This window comes from Lysobacter changpingensis, assembly GCF_017308985.1.
GTDB classification, from domain to species: domain Bacteria; phylum Pseudomonadota; class Gammaproteobacteria; order Xanthomonadales; family Xanthomonadaceae; genus Lysobacter_J; species Lysobacter_J changpingensis.
The window spans coordinates 244,472-261,923 of record NZ_JADWPE010000001.1 but is presented as its reverse complement, the minus strand read 5'-3'; the positions used below and the strand labels follow the sequence as shown (position 1 = coordinate 261,923).

The window sequence follows — 17,452 nt, the reverse complement described above, 5'->3', positions numbered from 1 at the left end:
AGGGCTTAACACCGCGACCGGTTATGCTGCGCCCCTGACCCCCGGAGCCGCCGATGACCGCGACGCCACGCATCGCCTTCCTCGCCAGCCACGCCGATGGCGCGCAGCGCGCGCTCGAAGCCCTCACCGCCCAGCACGGCCAGCACGCGCCGGAGGATGCGGACGTGCTCGTGCCGCTCGGCGGCGACGGATTCATGCTCGCCACGCTGCACCGCTACGCCGCGCTGGGCAAACCCGTGTACGGCATGAAGCTGGGCACGGTCGGTTTCCTGATGAACCATCACGACGGCGACGGCCTGCTCGGTCGCCTGCACGCGGCCGAGCCCGCGGTGCTGCGGCCGCTGGAGATGGTGGCGCAGACCGAATCGGGCGCGACGGTCGGCTCGCTGGCGTACAACGAAGTCTCGCTGCTGCGCCAGACCCGCCAGGCCGCGCACCTGCGCATCGACCTCAATGGCGAGACGCGTCTGGACGAGCTCATCTGCGACGGGGTGATGGTCGCCACGCCCGCCGGCAGCACCGCCTACAACTTCTCCGCGCACGGGCCGATCCTGCCGCTGGGCGCGAACGTGGTCGCGCTGACGCCGATCGCCGCATTCCGTCCGCGCCGCTGGCGTGGCGCCGTGCTCAAGGCCGATACCGAAGTGCGCTTCCGCGTGCTCGATCCCTACAAACGCCCGGTCAGCGCGACGGCCGACTCGCATGAAGTCCGCGACGTCGTCGAAGTCACGATCCGCGAATCGCACGACCGCACGGTGACGCTGCTGTTCGATCCGGAGCACAACCTCGAAGAGCGCATGCTGGCGGAGCAGTTCGTCGCCTGACGGAAGAGCAACAGTGCAGCGTTGTACCGACGCCCTCGTTCACCGCCAAGGCTTCGTTGTCCCTCACCCCAACCCCTCTCCCGATGGGAGAGGGGCTTGCCGTCCGTCGCAATCCGCGCGACGGCGCTGCGGCATAATCGCCCCATGCCCGACCGTGATGCCGATCCGCTGATCGTCGCGATTTCCTCGCGAACCCTGTTCGACATGGAAGAGAGCCACGCGCTGTTCGAGCGCGAGGGCATCGACGCCTATGCCGATTTCCAGCGCACGCACGAGGACGACCTGCTCTCGCCCGGCATCGCCTTCCCGCTGGTGCGCAAGCTGCTCGCGCTCAACGACGGCTCGCCGCCGGAGGCGCCGCGCGTGGAGGTCATCCTGATCTCGCGCAATTCGGCCGACAGCGGCCTGCGCATCTTCAATTCGATCGCGCACCACGGGCTGGCGATCAAGCGCGCCGCCTTCAGCAACGGCGCGCCGCCGTATCCGTACATCCGACCGTTCGGGGCGGACCTGTTCCTGTCGGCCAACGCCGAGGACGTGCGCAGCGCGCTCGCCGCCGGCGTGGCCGCGGCGACGTTGCTGCCGTCGCGTGCGCCGCAGCAGCGGCACGATCAGCTGCGCATCGCGTTCGACGGCGATGCGGTGATCTTCGACGATGAAGGCGAGCGTGTGTCGCGCGAAGGCGGACTGGCCGCGTTCACCGAGCACGAGCGCAGCCACGCCGCGCAGGCGCTGTCGGGCGGGCCGTTCCGTGGCTTCCTCGATGCGCTGCACCGGTTGCAGCAGGCGTTTCCGACCGGGCAGGCCTCGCCGATCCGCACCGCGCTCGTCACCGCGCGCTCGATCCCCGCGCACGAACGGGTGATCCGCACGCTGCGCGAGTGGGACATCCGGCTGGACGAGGCGCTGTTCCTGGGCGGGCGGTCGAAGGGGCCGTTCCTGGAGGCCTTCGGCGCGGACATCTTCTTCGACGATTCCGAGCACAACATCCTCTCGGCGCGCGATCACGTCGCCGCCGGCCATGTCCCGCACGGCATCGCCAACCGCCAGGCGAAGGGCTAGGCCGATCGCCCGGCCGCGCGCCGCCGCCGCATGCGTGCGCGCTCAATCGTGGTCGTGGTCGTGCCCGAGCTGGCTGCGGATCTCGCCGCCGGGGAACAACGAACTGTGCACGTTGGCGTAGGCCACGCCCTCGCGCAGCGCTTCGATCAGTTCGTCCAGTTCGCCCGCGGCGATGCCCTGGGCGGCCGGGCCGATGATGTCGGCGGCGGTGATCACGCCGGTGATGCGCGCCGGCGGTGCAGGGCAGGCCTGCGTGCCGGCCGGGCCGTTGCCGAGGTTGCTGCACAGGAACGCCGCGATGCCGCCGTTCACGCCGCGCTGGCCGACGTGGATGTGCGCCTGGGTGACGGCGCCTTCCAGGTCGTCGTAGGCGAGTTCGTACCAGATCGCGCCCCCGTCGTTGGTGATGCGCGCGCGGAAGCTGCCGCGGGCATCGGTGGAGAGCGCGGGAACCTCCTGCGTTCCCTCCAGGATGGCGCGGAACTGGCGGTTCTCGGCCCGGCTGTCCGGGGCGTGGAATGCGGCGGCCGGAAGCAGCACGGCCATGGCGACCACGGCGATGCGGGTCATGGGGCTCTCCTCGCGATGACGGCGCGCGTCGCGCCGAGCGGACGGTCGCGCCGCCTGTGTTATCGCGGGGTCAAAAGAACGATGGCGCCGCCGCGCAGGCGACGAGCGGTCATTCGTTGCCCGCGAGCAGCGCGTCGAGCGGCAGGTGGATGTCGGTCAGCTTCCAGCGCAGCCCGTCGCGCCGCAGCACGAATACCACCGGATCGCCGTCGGCATTGAGCACGGTCGCGGTGAAGCGCGAAGGCGATTCGAAGCGGTATGTCGCGTCGCGCAGCGGATCCGGCGGCGGCGCATGGGCGAAGCTGTCGTCGGGATCCACGCCGCCGCCAATCAGGCGATGCAGCAATCCGCGGCCCTGCAGCACCGCGCCGATTCCCGCCGGCGTGGCGAGCGCATCGACGATGCCGCCGGCCGCGCGGTTCGCCAGACCGAGCGCGAAGGCACCCAGCGGATTGTCCTGTGCGTCGACGCCCGCCTTGCGTGCGATCGCGTCCTCGACCTGCGCGCGCAGGCCCCGCCGCACCGAGACGAAATCGACGTGCCGCGCGAGTTCGACCGTGTCTTCCTCCGCGACCGCCTCGCGGATCGCGTTGACCGTCAGGAACGGGCCGGCCGCGATCCAGCCGGCCAGCGCCAGCAGCACGACCACCAGCAGGGCGATCCATTTCTTCATGGGCGTCACTCGTCGGAAGACAGGCGATCGTAGGCGGGCCGCAGGCTGGCCGCGATGATTGGCCTCTTTCCCGGTTCAGTTTCGCGCGATCAGACCTGCTGCATCGGCTTCGCCGCTTCCCCTCCAGCCGGTGGCGCCATCTCGAGGCCGCGATCTTTCCCGGCATCGTCCGTCGCCGGAGCACGAGGAGCCGCCGATCGCTCAAGAACGCGGCCACCGTTCATCAGCGCGAAGCCGCGCGGCAGGTAGCGCGACATGAGCTGCCCGGCCGTCAGTCCGAGCGCGATGGTGATGGCGACGCTGCCGATGTAGTGGATCAGCATCCAGGCGTCGGTGTGCGCCGGAACCCAGGGCCAGAGCATCCACTTGATCGCCGCGAGCATCGGGAAATGCATCGCGAACAGGAAGAAGGCGAGTCCTCCGAATCGCGCCATGCGCTCGCCCGGCCGCGTCTGCGCGAGCCACAGGAACGTGCCCCAGCACGCCGCGACGCCGACCAGCCGCATCGCGCGCGTCGCGCCGGTCAGCCATTCCGGGCGCTGGTCGACCATGTCGACGAAGGCCGGCGCCCACGCACGCAATCCGACCAGGAACAGGTACAGCAGCATCAGGACGATCGTGGGCCCCGGCGCGATCCGCAGCCCGATGCGGCGCATGGCGATCAGCCCGCCGAGATAGAAGAAGAACGCGACGTCGGTGCGGAAGAAAATCCACAGGTCGTGACCGACCAGCCACGCCGCGCCAAGCACGAACAGGCCGACGTAAGGCAGCCGCTGCAACAGCAGCGCGAGGAGCGGGCTGACAAGCACGGTCACGAACAGATCGCGCACGAACCAGAACTGGTATCCGACCGGATGATGCGTCAAGGCAAACACGGCATTGACGAAATCCCAGGGCGATGCGTCCTGGAAGCGCAGGTTGATCTCCGCGAACAGCGGATGGTCCGGCACGGACAGATACAACAGCGCGAGCGCCGCCAGGAAGATCAGGTTCCAGCCCACCAGCGGTACGTAGAGCGTGCGGACCCGGTGGCGAATCTTCGCCAGCAGCACATCGCGCCCGCCCATCGTGGAGAAGAACAGCCACCCGGACAGCATGCTCAGCAGCGGCACCGCGCTGAAGAAGAAGAACAGCACGAAGCTGTTGATGAAGGTCGCCACCGGATGGTTCGCGGGATCGAGTCCATCGAACGGCGATGCGTCCGAATTCGGATAGGTCTGATAATGGAGGAAGACCAGCCCGACGATCAGGACGATGCGCGCGAGGCTGATCGTTCGCGACAGATGCTCCTTCGCCAGTGGCTTCGGCGTTCCGCGCAGCCATGCGTCGAGTCGACGGAGCGTCGATCCGAAGAAGCCCGATGCGTGATCCACTGAAGCGATCACCGCGACTTCCCGTACCTGCGATGCGCCGGAAGCGCGATTCCCTCATCGGGCAGCGCCAGCCGGCACGATCCTGCCGAAGCAGCCGAAATGGGCGTTTGGATCATGCGGTCTCCGTATGCGTGCTCGCCGCCGTGGCGATGACATGCGGACGTCCCTCGTGTACCGAACCCCTGGGCCGGACGGCAGTCCCGCAGGCGCCTGATCGTCCGGTCTGTCCGCAGCCCGCATACGGTTGCGCGCCCGTCGTGCAGGCTGTGTCGAGGAAGCCGCGTCCGTTAATGATCCGGGTCTTCGGGCGCGTTCCGTCGCGCTCCGGCTTTCGACATCTCTGAATGTGCGCCCACCGGAGGCGTTCGCCGTGACGCGGATTCATCCGCTCTCCACGTGCGCTCCCTTCAGCCGTGGCACGTGCCGCAGCAGCGGCGCGCCGAATCAGGCGCCTTCGCGGCGGCGATATAACCTTCCCGCTGGATCGCATCGATCGCGGCTTCCGCGGAGACGTGATCGCTCTCCACGTGCACTTCGGCATTCGCCAGATCGACATCGATCCGCGCATCCGCATCGAGCCTGCGAAGCGCGGCGGTGATCGTGCCCACGCAGTGGCCGCAGGTCATGCCTTCGACGAACAGTTTCATTTCGGAATCCCGGATTGCCGGCCGATCGCCGGCAGATCGGATCGTCATGCTTGCCATTGTGGGAAGGTCAAATGCTGTGCCGCGAACCGGAATTCGATGGAAACGCGCGGCGCTTTCGACGGTTTCTGTCGGAGAGTCGTTAACCGGCATCGGATTCGATGTCGTTTGGCCGGACCACGACGCACGACGCGTTCGAAACCGTGCGCCAGGCAACCGACGGCCATGCTCCCACGTGCCCGACAACTGACCCGCATCATCCGAACCGGCCTGGTGGCATTGCTGCTGGCGGGTCTTGCGATCCAGCCCGTCCTCGTCGCGGCGGGACAGCTCCATGAACTCGAACACGCCATCGCCGCCAGGGAGGCGGCGGATCACGCGCACGCGGATGGGCACACGCACCCGCACTCGCACGACCACAAGCCCCATCACGATCCCGGGCACGTCACGGGCTCGCACAGCCTGATGCACCACCACGCCGTGACCTCGGCCGCCGTCGTGCCGCCTTCCATGCGGATCTGCGCCACGACCGTTGCCGGCAAACCCGATTTCCCCGTGCCGGAGCTTCCGGCGATCCGCGGTCGATACACGGTGCAGCTGCGGCCTCCCATCGCCTGACGCGTCTTCCCCTGCGCGCCATCGGTCGTGCGCATCAGCGTCCGGCGTCGACATCGGGCGTCGTTCCCCCCGGCTTCGCGCGGGTGCGGATCCTCCGCGCCCACGGGATGCATTGCGCCGCGCACCGGATCGGTGGCCCATCCCTGTTGGATGAGGACGCCCCATGGAAATGCATTCGAAAGGGCCGCTTGCGGCCCCGCTGCTGCCGCTCGTGCGCACGATCTGGCGGCGCATCCCGACGACCCTGCGTGCGACAAGGCCGATGCGACGGCTCGGCATGGCGATCTACGACCGCTACGTCAGGCACACCGACCGTTGCCAGTCGCACTACACGTGGTTCCTGCGAAATCCGCCGCAGTTGGCGCTCGTCGCGGATCTGATCCTCACCGCGCAAGGGCGAACGCCGGTGCGCGTGATGTCGGTGGGCTGCAGTGTCGGCGCCGAACTCTATTCGCTGATGTGGTTGCTTCGCCGCCTCAAGCCCGACCTCGCGATCGATGCGAGAGGCGTCGACGTGGTCCCGGAGGCGATCGCCGTGGCCCGCCAGGCCAGCTATCGACTGGAGGCGCCGTCATCGACCGGTGGCACGCTGTGGGTCGACGGCGCGCGGGTGCTGTCGACGTCCGCACAGGCCGTGGAGGAGATGTTCGAACTTTGCCCGGACGGCGCCTGGCGGGTGCGGGACTACATCCGCCGTGGGACGACGTGGCACGTGGGCGACGCGACGGACCCGGGCCTGGTCGAATCGCACGGGCTGCAGGACGTCGTGCTGGCATGCAACTTCCTCGGGCCCATGGAACCGGAGATGGCGGAAGCCTGCCTGCGCAACGTGGCGTCGATGGTGGAGCCGGGCGGGTACCTCGTGGTCGACGGGGTGGATCTCGACCTGCGCGCGCGGGTGGTCCGGGACCTCGGCCTGCTGCCCATCACCGAGGACGCGCGGCACATCCACGAGGCCGATCCCTCGAAGCAGGACTGGCCGTGGACGCGCTGGTCGATGGAACCGTTCGACGCCTCGCATCCCGACTGGGCGTTCCGGTACGTGACGGTGTTCCAGCGGCCGATGCTCGAACGCAGTGGGCCCCGCGCTTCGCTCGCGCCCGAGGTCCAGGCCAGGTTGGCGGATCCATGAGGGCAGGGGACGTGTCGTCGGGCGGCTTCCCGCGTGCTCCAGGTCGGGGCGTCGCCCGTGCGCGGCCGGCGACCCGCCGGGCGATGCGCTTCGCGCCCGATGGCCGTGCAACATCGGGCGCCTGTCGCGCAAGCTGCACTGCACATCGCATCCGGCGACGCGATCCCGCACTATGTGCCGCTCATCCGTCGCTCCACATCGAGGTACTCCATGCAGTCTTGGCTCCGGCGCAAGGACATCGACAGGCTCACCGTCCACGAGGAAGGACGGCGGCTGGTGCCCACCCTGGGCTGGCCGCACCTGGTCGCGCTGGGCATCGGCGCCATCGTCGGCACCGGCATCTACACGCTGATCGGCGTGGGCGCGGACAAGGCCGGCCCGGCGGTGCTGCTGTCCTTCATCGTCGCCGGCGTGGTCTGCGCCTGCGCGGCGCTCGCGTATGCCGAGATGTCCACGATGATGCCGGCCGCCGGCAGCGCCTACACCTACAGCTACACGGTACTGGGCGAGGCCATCGCGTGGGTCGTGGGCTGGAGCCTGATCCTGGAATACTCGCTGGTGGTCAGCACCGTGGCGGTGGGGTGGTCCGGCTATTTCGTCGGATTCCTCGAATGGGTGCAGGCGCAGACCGGATGGAACGTGACATTGCCCGCCGCGCTCGCGGCCGGCCCGCATGCGGGCGGCGTGGTGAACCTGCCGGCGATCGTCATCACCTTCCTCGTCGCCGGCATGCTGATCGCCGGCACCCGCGAGAGCGCCACGCTCAACGCGATCCTGGTGGTGTTCAAGCTGATCGCGCTGGCGGTGTTCATCGCGGTGGCGCTGCCGGCGTTCGACATGGCGAACCTGACGCCGTTCATGCCGTACGGCTTCCCGAAGTCGATCGATGCGCAAGGCGTCGAGCGCGGCGTGATGGCCGCGGCGGCGATCATCTTCTTCGCCTTCTACGGCTTCGATGCGATCTCCACCGCGGCCGAGGAAACCAAGAACCCCGGCCGCGACCTGTCGATCGGCATCGTCGGTTCGATGATCGGCTGCACGCTGATCTACGTGCTGGTCGCCCTGGCGGCGGTGGGCGCGATGAGCTTCACCGTGTTCGGCAAGAGCGCCGAACCGCTGGCGCTGATCATGCGCGAACTCGGCCACGGCACGGCGGCGTTGGTGATCGGCATCGTCGCGGTGATCGCGCTGCCGACGGTGCTGCTGGCGTTCTTCTACGGGCAGAGCCGCATCTTCTTCGTGATGTCGCGCGACGGCCTGCTGCCGCGCGGCCTGTCGAAGGTGAACCCGCGCACGGGCACGCCGGTGGCGATCACGCTGTTCACCGCGGTGCTGGTCGCCGCGCTGGCGGGCGTGGCGCGACTGGACGAGATCGCCGCGCTGGCCAACGCCGGCACGCTGGTGGCGTTCATCGCGGTGGCCGTGTGCATGCTGGTGCTGCGCAAGCGCGATCCGAACCGCCCGCGCGTGTTCCGCACGCCGCTGGCGTGGGTGGTCGGCCCGCTGGCGATCTTCGGCTGCCTGTACCTGTTCTGGAGCCTGCCGCACACCACGCAGAAGTGGTTCCTGGTGTGGAACGTCGTCGGCGTGATCGTCTATGTGCTCTACAGCCGTCGCGCGAGCCTGCTGGCCAGGGGACAGGAGGCCTGAGGGTTCCGGTGAGTGGATGAAGAAAAGGCGCCGAAAGGCGCCTTTTCTGTTTCGCGTCATCCCCGCGAAGGCGGGGGCCAGCGGCCCGATGCATCACCCGCGTCTTTGTAGCCCGGGTAAGGCGAAGCCGCACCCGGGGAGCTGTCACCTCGTCAACCCCGGTGCGCTTCGCTTCCCCGGGCACACAAGCGGTCGGGTGCATCGGCTCATCCGGGCTCATCCCGACAACGCCGCCGAAAGCACCGCCCCCGCTTCCTCCTCGATCTTCAACGCCGCCAGCTCGTCCGCGCGCGTGCGCCCGCGATTGAGGATCGCCAGCGGAATGCCCGCCTCGTGCGCCATGCGCGCGAAACGGAATCCCGAATACACCATCAGCGACGAGCCCACGACGAGCATCGCGTCGGATGCCTTCAGCGCATCGCTGGCGCGCACCGCACGATCGCGCGGGACGTTCTCGCCGAAGAACACCACGTCGGGCTTGAGCATGCCGCCGCAGCGCTCGCAGGCCGGCACGGTGAAGCGGGTGAAATCGTGACCGTCGAGATCCGCATCGCCGTCCGGCGCGGTGCCGGCGTCCAGGTGCGTCCACCCGGGATTGGCCGCCGCCAGGCGCGATTGAAGTTCCGCTCGCGCCGATTCGGTCCGGCATTGCAGGCAGACGACGCCGTCGAGCCGACCGTGCAGGTCGACGACATGGCGACTACCGGCGCGCTGATGCAGCCCGTCGACGTTCTGCGTCAGCAGCATCGACACCCCATCGCGCGATTCCCAGTGCGCCAATGCGTGATGCACGCCGTTCGGCCGCGCCTCGTCGATGCGCGGCCAGCCGATGAAGCTGCGCGCCCAGTAGCGGGCGTTCACGCGCGGATCGCCGGTGAACGCCTGGTAGGTCACGGGCGGCGTGCGCTTCCACTGGCCGTCCGCGTCGCGGTAATCGGGGATGCCGGAGTTCGTGCTGCATCCGGCGCCGGTGAGCACGAACACGCGCCGGAACGGGGCGAGCCAGTCGCGCAGGACGCCGGCGGACTCGGCAATGGGGTTGGGCAGGGCGGACATGCCTCCATCTTATGGGCGAGGGGAGCCGCTCCAAGGCCGCACGGCGCGATCCGACCTGAACGGCCCGGCTCGGCTCCTGATCCATCGTCGTCTCACAACCTGAGACAGCCCTCCCGCACCATCGCCCGATGCCCCTGAGCGCCTTCCACCCCGCCGTCGCCGCCTGGTTCGCCAAGGCGTTCCCCGCGCCCACGTCCGCGCAGGTGCGGGCGTGGCCGGCGATCCGCAGCGGCCGCAACACGCTGGTCGCCGCGCCGACGGGCTCGGGCAAGACGCTGACCGCGTTCATGACGGCGATCGACGCGCTGGTCCGCCAGGGCCTGGCGCACGCCGGCAACGGCGCGCTGTTCGACGAAGCGGCCGGGCTGCCGGACGAAACCTTCGTCGTCTACGTCTCGCCGCTCAAGGCGCTGTCGAACGACATCCGCATCAACCTCGAGGCGCCGCTCGCCGGCATCCGCGAGGAACTGGCCGCGATGGGCCTGCCGGACGTGGAGATCCGCACCGCCGTGCGCACAGGCGACACGCCGCAGGCCGAGCGCGCCGCGAACCGCCGCAAGCCGCCGCACATCCTCGTCACCACGCCCGAATCGCTGTACGTGCTGCTGGGTTCCGAATCCGGCCGCGCGATGCTGTCCACCGTGCGTTCGGTGATCGTCGACGAAATCCACGCCGTCGCCGCGAGCAAGCGCGGCAGCCATCTCGCGCTCTCGCTGGAACGCCTGGAAGCGCTGTGCGGCCACCGCCTCACGCGCGTCGGCCTGTCGGCGACGCAGAAGCCGATCGAGCAGGTCGCGCGCTTCCTCGTCGGTTCGGCCGCCGTCGCGCCGGACGGCACGCCCGATTGCGAGATCGTCGACATCGGCTACACGCGCGAACGCGACCTCGCGCTCGAACTGCCGCCCACGCCGCTCAGCGCGGTGATGTCGTCGGACCAGTGGGAGCAGGTCTACACGCGCGTGGCCGAGCTGGTCGAACAGCACCGCACGACGCTCGTGTTCGTCAACACGCGCCGCATGGCCGAGCGCGCCGCGCATCACCTGGGCGAAAAGCTCGGCAAGGACGCGGTGGCCGCGCATCACGGCTCGCTGTCGAAGGAACTGCGCCTGGATGCCGAACAACGCCTCAAGCGCGGCGAACTGCGCGTGCTGGTGGCGACGGCGTCGCTTGAGCTGGGCATCGACATCGGCGACGTGGACCTGGTGTGCCAGCTCGGTTCGCCACGCTCGATCGCCGCGTTCCTGCAGCGCGTGGGCCGTTCCGGACACTACGTCGGTGGCACGCCGAAGGGCCGTCTTTTCCCGCAGACGCGCGACGAACTGGTCGAATGCGCGGCGCTGCTCGACGGCGTGCGTCGTGGCGAACTCGACGCGTTGATCATGCCCGACGCGCCGCTGGACGTGCTCGCGCAGCAGATCGTCGCCGAAGCGGCATGCCAGGAATGGAGCGAGGACGCGCTGTTCGACTGGGTGCGTCGCGCCTGGCCGTACGCGCAGCTCGAGCGCGAGGATTTCAACGCGATCGTGCGCATGCTCGCCGATGGCTTCACCACGCGTCGCGGCATTCGCGCGGGCTACCTGCACCGCGATGCGGTGAACCGCGTCGTGCGTGGCCGCAAGGGCGGGCGCACCACCGCGCTCATGTCGGGCGGCACCATCCCGGACACCGGCGACTACTCGGTGGTCATGGAGCCGGAGTCGGTGTTCATCGGCACGGTGAACGAGGATTTCGCGGTCGAAAGCATGGCCGGCGACATCTTCCAGCTGGGCAACGCGAGCTACCGCATCCTGCGCGTGGAGCCCGGCAAGGTCCGCGTGGAAGACGCGCAGGGCCAGCCGCCGAGCATTCCGTTCTGGCTGGGCGAAGCGCCGGGTCGTACCGATGAACTTTCCGTCGCCGTGTCGCGCCTGCGCGAGGAAGTGGCTGCGCGCCTCGCTGTTGAGCCCCTCTCTCGCCGCGAGAGGGGTTGGGGTGAGGGCCGGGACGAGCAGGGCAACGATGCGGCCGATGCTGCTTTTGCAACCGCGTCCGACGATCTGCGAACCCACATCGAATCCACCGGCGCCTTCCGCCATCTCACCGAAGAAATCCGTCTAACCCCCGAAGCCGCCCGCCAGATCATCGAATACCTCGGCAGCACCGCCGCCACGCTGGGCGCGATGCCGACGCAGCACACGCTGGTGCTCGAGCGCTTCTTCGACGAATCCGGTGGCACGCAGCTCATCATCCACACGCCCTACGGCAGTCGCATCAACCGCGCGTGGGGTCTGGCGCTGCGCAAGCGCTTCTGCCGCAAGTTCAATTTCGAACTGCAGGCGGCGGCGACCGAGGACGCGATCATCCTCTCGCTGTCCACCAGCCACAGCTTCCCGCTGATCGAAGTCGCCAGCTACCTGCATTCGGCGTCCGCCGAGCACGTGCTGATCCAGGCGCTGCTCGACGCGCCACTGTTCGGCGTACGCTGGCGCTGGGTCGCGACCACGGCGCTCGCGTTGCCGCGTTTCGTCGGCGGCAAGAAGGTGCCGCCGCAATTGCAGCGCATGAAGTCCGAGGACCTGCTCGCGACGGTTTTCCCCGACCAGGTCGCGTGCGCGGAAAACCTCGTCGGCGAGCGCGAGGTGCCCGACCATCCGCTGGTCGCGCAGACACTGCACGATTGCCTGCACGAAGCGATGGACATCGACGGCTGGCTCGATGTGCTGCGCGCGATGGAAGCGGGGGAGGTGCAGGTCGTTGCACGCGACCTGAGCGCGCCTTCGCCATTCGCCGCGGAAATCCTCAACGCGCGTCCGTACGCGTTCCTCGACGACGCGCCGCTGGAAGAGCGCCGCACGCAGGCCGTGCAGACGCGTCGCTACACCGATGCGCAAAGCGCGGACGATCTCGGCCGCCTCGACGCCGACGCCATCGACGCCGTGCGCGAGGAATGCTGGCCGCAGGTCCGCAACGCCGACGAAATGCACGAGGCGCTGATGGGGCTGGGCGTCGTCACCGAGCGCGAAGTGCGCGAGAACGGCTGGGCCGACTGGCTGTCGCGCCTGGTCAAGGCGCATCGCGCGACGAAGCTGATGCCGCCCGCGCCCGACAAGCCCGTAAGCCAGCGCGGCAGCGACGGCAACGGCCTGTGGGTCGCCGCCGAACGCCTGCCGCAGTTGCAGGCGATCTTCGCCGACGTGCCGATGCAAACCCCGATCGACGCGCCGGCCGAATACGCCGCGCAAGCGTGGGATCGCGAGGACGCGCTGGTCGAACTGCTGCGCTCGCGCCTGACAGGTCTTGGGCCGACACCGTCGTCGGTCATCGCGGACGATCTTTCGCTGCCACGCAGCGATGTCGACCTCGCGCTGCTGCGCCTGCAGAACGAAGGCTACGTCATGCAGGGTCGCTTCACGCCGGGCGCCGGCGTGGACGAGTGGTGCGAACGTCATCTGCTCGCGCGCATACACCGCTACACGCTCAAGCGGCTGCGCCGTGAGATCGAACCGGTCGCGCCGCGCGATTTCATGCGCTTCCTGTTCGACTGGCAGCGCGTCGCGCCGAGCGCGCGCGTGAACGGGCCCGAAGCCCTCGCCGGCGTGCTCGCGCAGCTGGAAGGTTTCGAAGCGCCCGCCGCCGCATGGGAAAGCGAACTGCTGCCCACGCGCGTCAACGACTATTCGATCTCGTGGCTCGACGACCTGTGCACCGCCGGCCGCACGCTGTGGACGCGCCTGCGCGCGGGCCCGGCCGACACGGGCGCCGCGAAGGGCAGCACGCCCGTGCGCGCCACGCCTGTCGTGCTGCTGCCGCGTCGCGATGCCGCCGTGTGGACGCGACTCGCGCCGCCGCCCGCAGCCGACGAAGCGCTGTCGTCGCGCGCGCAGAAGGTCGTCGACTACCTCGGCGAGAACGGCGCGTCGTTCTTCGACGAACTCGTCGGCGGCGCGCATCTGCTGCGCACCGAACTCGAAGACGCGCTTGCCGAACTCGTCGCGCGCGGACGCGTGCATTGCGACAGCTACGCCGGCCTGCGCGCCTTGCTGGTGCCCGCATCGAAGCGGCCGAGCGCCACGAACCACGGCCGTCGTCGTCGTGCCGCGTTGTTCGGCATCGAGGATGCGGGCCGCTGGGCGCTGATCCGCCGCAACGCGTCGGCGGAACAGGCGCGCACGCCGGAGGACGTCGAACACGTCGCGCGCACGCTGCTGCGTCGCTACGGTGTGGTGTGCTGGCGCCTGCTCGAACGCGAAGCGCAGTGGCTGCCACCGTGGCGCGAACTCGTGCGCGTCTACCATCGCCTGGAAGCGCGCGGCGAGATCCGCGGCGGTCGCTTCATTTCGGGCCTGTCGGGCGAGCAGTTCGCGCTGCCCGAAGCGATCGGCCTGATGCGCCAGATCCGCCAGCGTCCGCAGGACGGCGCGATGGTGTGCGTGTCGGCGGTCGACCCGCTCAATCTCGTCGGCACCATCGTCAGCGGCGAGAAGGTGCCGCGCCTGGCGGGCTCGCGCATCCTGTATCGCGATGGCGTGCCCTTGGCGACGCTGGTGTCGGGCGAGGTGAATCTGCTCGTCGAGCTGCCGCACGATGAGGAAGCGAAGGCTCGCCGCATCCTGCTGCGCGAGCCGGAGCGTTCGATCGCGGGGTTCGCCGCGCCGATTTCGGTGCCGTCGCTGGCCCCGGTGGTGCGCACGACGCATTGACGCGCCCAGACTTTTGTAGCCCGGGTAAGCGAAGCGCACCCGGGGGAACGAAGCGTGACGCATCCCGGGTGCGCTTCGCTTACCCGGGCTACAAAAGCCCCCCGTCTTCCCGTTCATTTCTTCAGACAGCCTTGACCGGCCCGATTCGAAGATGCGTCTGTCTCGGTCACGGACGTCACATTGGCCACGCGTAAGTCGCCGTCGAAACCCTCACCCCCGAAAACGCCCGCGAAGCGCGTACGCAGGCGCGTCGCTGTGCGCGACGGGCAGGCGCCGGAGCCGGTGGACGACAGCCTCGCCGCGATGCGCGAGGCGGCGAAAGGCTGCAAGCGCTGCCCCCTGTGGAAGCCCGCGACGCAGACCGTGTTCGGCGAAGGGCCTGAAGACGCGCGCGTGCTGTTCATCGGCGAACAGCCCGGCGATGCGGAAGACCTCAGCGGACAGCCCTTCGTCGGGCCGGCGGGCAAGCTGTTCGATCGCGCGCTGGCGGAACTCGGCCTGGATCGCGCGAAGTTCTACGTCACCAACGCGGTGAAGCACTTCAAGTTCGAACGCCGCGGCAAGGTGCGGCTGCACAAGAGTCCCGACGCGTCCGAGCGCGCCGCCTGCCGCATCTGGCTGGAGCGCGAACTCGCGGCCGTGCAACCCGACGTCATCGTCTGTCTCGGTGCGATCGCCGCGCGTTCGGTGCTCGGCAGCAAATTCCGGCTGATGGCGCAACGTGGCGCCTGGCAGACGCTTGCCGACGGCACGCGCGTGCTCGCGACGGTGCATCCCTCGTTCGTGCTGCGCCAGCGTGGCGACGAGGATCGCCATGCCGCCTACGCGCAGTTCGTCGCCGATCTGTCGCTGCTCCAGCGCGCGGGACGCCCTCGATGACGACGCCGCGGGGCAGGGTACGCATCGGGATTTCCGGCTGGCGTTACGCGCCGTGGCGCGGCGTGTTCTATCCCGAAGGATTGGCGCAGCGGCGTGAACTGGAATACGCCTCGCGCTGCTTCCACAGCATCGAGATCAACGGCACGTTCTATTCGCTGCAGCGCCCCGAAAGCTTCCGCCTGTGGCGCGACGAAACGCCGGACGAATTCGTCTTCGCCGTGAAAGGCAGCCGCTTCCTCACGCACCTCAAGCGCCTGAAGGACGTGGAGACGCCGCTCGCCTCGTTCTGCGCGCAGGGATTGCTGGCGCTGGGGCCGAAGCTCGGGCCGATCCTGTGGCAGCTGCCGCCGAATTTCCGTTTCGATGCGCAGCGCCTGCGCGGATTCTTCGAGCTGCTTCCCACGGATACGACGCAGGCGGAGAAGCTCGCGCGACGACGCGAAGTGACACTGATGAAAGGCCGCAGCGTGCTGAAGGCGAAGGGCGAACACGCGCTGAGGCATGCGCTGGAAGTGCGGCACGAAAGCTTCCTCGTGCCCGAATGCACCGCGCTGCTGCGCGAGTTCAACATCGCGCTGGTGGTGGCGGACACCGCGCGGAAGTTTCCGTTCGTCGGCGACGTCACGGCGGACTTCGTCTACATCCGCCTGCACGGCGACGAGGAACTGTACGCCAGCGGCTACGGCGATGAAGCGCTGGACACCTGGGCGCGGCGCATCCGGACCTGGCGCACCGGCGGCGTGCCGAACGACGTGCCGCGGATCGAACGCACGCGGCCGGCGCGACGGCCGCGCGATGTCTACTGCTATTTCGACAACGATGCGAAGGTCCGCGCGCCGTTCGATGCGCGCGGGTTGATGAAGCGGCTCGGCGGCTGACGCGCCACGGTCAACGGCGCGCAATGTTCGGCCCGGAGGATGGGCGCGGCCGGTTGCACGGGGGAGCCGGCGTCCCCTGTCCGCAAGGAGCGAACCAATGTTTGTTGCCATCTACCGGATGTTCCGCTTCGCCGCCACGACACTGCTTGCCTTCGGCATCGCCACGCCCGCCGCTTTCGCCGATGATGCGGCCGTGACCGCCGCCGACCGCCATCGTCCATCCGATCCGCCCGGCCGCCAGGGCCTGGTCGTCATCGCCCATCGCGGCGCCAGCGGTTACCGGCCCGAACACACGCTGGAGTCGTATCGCCTCGCGATCCGCCAGGGCGCGGATTTCATCGAACCGGACCTGGTCGCCACGAAGGACGGCGTGCTCGTCGCGCGCCACGAGAACGAGATTTCCGGCACGACGGATGTCGCCTCGCATCCGGAATTCGCCGGTCGCCGCGCGACCAAGACCATCGACGGCGTGACGATGACCGGCTGGTTCACCGAGGATTTCACGCTCGCAGAGCTGAAGACGCTGCGTGCGAAGGAACGCATTCCCGCGATCCGCCCGAACAACACGCGCTTCGATGGGATGTATCCGATCCCGACGCTGGCCGAGGTGATCGCGCTGGTGGAACGGGAAAGCCGCAACGGGCGTCGCATTGGCATCTATCCGGAAACCAAGCATCCGACGTATTTCGCGCGTGAGGGGCGGCGCATCGACGGGACGCCCATCAACACCTCGCTGGGCGCGAAGCTGATCGAAACGCTGGTCGCCGAAGGCTTCACCGACCCGCGTCGCATCTACATCCAGAGCTTCGAGTTCGAGAACCTGATCGAACTGAAGAAGTCGCTGATGCCGGCCGCCGGCATCGACCTGCCGCTGGTGCAGCTGTACGACGACTTCCACGGCGCTGCGCCGTACGACGTCGCGTACAACGTCGCGCATGGGTCGAATCTCGCCGCCATCTACGGTGGCCTCGTGCAGGCGGTGGGCGGAATGGATGCGGACACGCGCTATGGCGCATTCGCCACCGAACCGGCGTTGACGTGGATACGCGCGAACTACGCCAGCGGCGTCGGCCCGTGGAAGGGCAGCCTGCTGCCGCGCACGACGCTGGAAACGCCGGTCGATGCCGACGGCGACGGCAAGGCGGAACTCGCCGCGCAGAACACCGGCATCGTGCATCCGATGCTCGCGTGGGCGTTGAAGGCGGGATTGCAGGTGCATCCGTACACGTTGCGCGCGGAGGAGACGTATCTGGCGCGGACGCCGGGCGGTGTGCCGCAGTCGGTGGTCGCCGAAGCGCTGCAGCTGTACGGGCTGGGCGTGCAGGGGTTCTTCATCGACCAGCCGGACCAGGGCGTGCTGGCGCGGGAGATCTTTCTTGAAGTGAACCGGCTGCGGGGGCGATAACCCGCGGCG

11 protein-coding genes and 2 pseudogenes are annotated in these 17,452 nt (G+C 68.9%); 8 read left to right on the top strand and 5 right to left on the bottom strand.

Features of this window, described 5'->3' with window-relative positions:
• The first annotated feature begins 53 nt into the window (after positions 1-53).
• Both I4U41_RS01115 and I4U41_RS01110 read left to right on the top strand, forming a co-directional pair.
• Positions 54-824 (top strand): NAD kinase, encoded by a 771-nt coding sequence (locus I4U41_RS01115; RefSeq protein WP_206858939.1) that lies wholly within the window; start codon positions 54-56, stop codon positions 822-824.
• A 144-nt stretch (positions 825-968) separates the two neighbouring features.
• Complete coding sequence (locus I4U41_RS01110) at positions 969-1,886, top strand: 5'-nucleotidase (RefSeq protein ID WP_206858936.1); 918 nt, start codon at positions 969-971, stop codon at positions 1,884-1,886.
• A 42-nt stretch (positions 1,887-1,928) separates the two neighbouring features.
• On the opposite strand, the gene I4U41_RS01105 is transcribed toward I4U41_RS01110, so the two are convergent.
• The 4 genes from I4U41_RS01105 to I4U41_RS18245 form a co-directional block, all read right to left on the bottom strand.
• Positions 1,929-2,456 (bottom strand): CHRD domain-containing protein, encoded by a 528-nt coding sequence (locus tag I4U41_RS01105; protein ID WP_206858935.1) that lies wholly within the window; start codon positions 2,454-2,456, stop codon positions 1,929-1,931.
• A 109-nt stretch (positions 2,457-2,565) separates the two neighbouring features.
• A complete protein-coding gene (locus I4U41_RS01100) occupies positions 2,566-3,129 on the bottom strand; it encodes a DUF2939 domain-containing protein (protein ID WP_206858933.1) in 564 nt (187 codons plus the stop codon).
• A gap of 89 nt (positions 3,130-3,218) precedes the next feature.
• Positions 3,219-4,514: an acyltransferase family protein gene (locus tag I4U41_RS01095; protein WP_206858932.1), complete on the bottom strand. Its 1,296-nt coding sequence runs from the start codon at positions 4,512-4,514 to the stop codon at positions 3,219-3,221.
• Between the two features lie 395 nt (positions 4,515-4,909).
• Positions 4,910-5,818 carry a heavy-metal-associated domain-containing protein gene (locus tag I4U41_RS18245; protein WP_242524938.1) on the bottom strand — a complete coding sequence of 303 codons (909 nt, stop codon included), beginning with the start codon at positions 5,816-5,818 and terminating at the stop codon, positions 4,910-4,912.
• Positions 5,819-5,927: 109 nt separating this feature from the next.
• Here I4U41_RS18245 and I4U41_RS01085 point away from each other — a divergent pair, with 109 nt between their 5' ends.
• Entirely contained in the window at positions 5,928-6,896 is a 969-nt protein-coding gene (locus tag I4U41_RS01085; RefSeq protein WP_206858930.1) for a CheR family methyltransferase, read from the top strand.
• 210 nt (positions 6,897-7,106) lie between these two features.
• Entirely contained in the window at positions 7,107-8,546 is a 1,440-nt protein-coding gene (locus I4U41_RS01080; RefSeq protein ID WP_206858928.1) for an amino acid permease, read from the top strand.
• A 216-nt stretch (positions 8,547-8,762) separates the two neighbouring features.
• Here I4U41_RS01080 and I4U41_RS01075 read toward each other — a convergent pair whose 3' ends face one another.
• Positions 8,763-9,602 carry an NAD-dependent protein deacetylase gene (locus tag I4U41_RS01075; protein ID WP_206858927.1) on the bottom strand — a complete coding sequence of 280 codons (840 nt, stop codon included), beginning with the start codon at positions 9,600-9,602 and terminating at the stop codon, positions 8,763-8,765.
• A 128-nt stretch (positions 9,603-9,730) separates the two neighbouring features.
• On the opposite strand from I4U41_RS01075, the pseudogene I4U41_RS01070 reads away from it, so the two are divergent.
• The 4 genes and pseudogenes from I4U41_RS01070 to I4U41_RS01055 form a co-directional block, all read left to right on the top strand.
• Positions 9,731-14,206: pseudogene (locus I4U41_RS01070) on the top strand (DEAD/DEAH box helicase); the annotation flags it as partial.
• A 312-nt stretch (positions 14,207-14,518) separates the two neighbouring features.
• Positions 14,519-15,160, top strand: a pseudogene (locus I4U41_RS01065) (UdgX family uracil-DNA binding protein); the annotation flags it as partial.
• The gene (locus I4U41_RS01060) at positions 15,157-16,038 is read left to right on the top strand and encodes a DUF72 domain-containing protein (RefSeq protein WP_206858924.1); all 882 of its coding nucleotides are present in this window, start codon (positions 15,157-15,159) and stop codon (positions 16,036-16,038) included. The pseudogene I4U41_RS01065 and the gene I4U41_RS01060, both read left to right, overlap by 4 nt.
• 97 nt (positions 16,039-16,135) lie before the next feature.
• Positions 16,136-17,443: a glycerophosphodiester phosphodiesterase family protein gene (locus tag I4U41_RS01055; RefSeq protein WP_242524937.1), complete on the top strand. Its 1,308-nt coding sequence runs from the start codon at positions 16,136-16,138 to the stop codon at positions 17,441-17,443.
• Positions 17,444-17,452 lie beyond the last annotated feature (9 nt).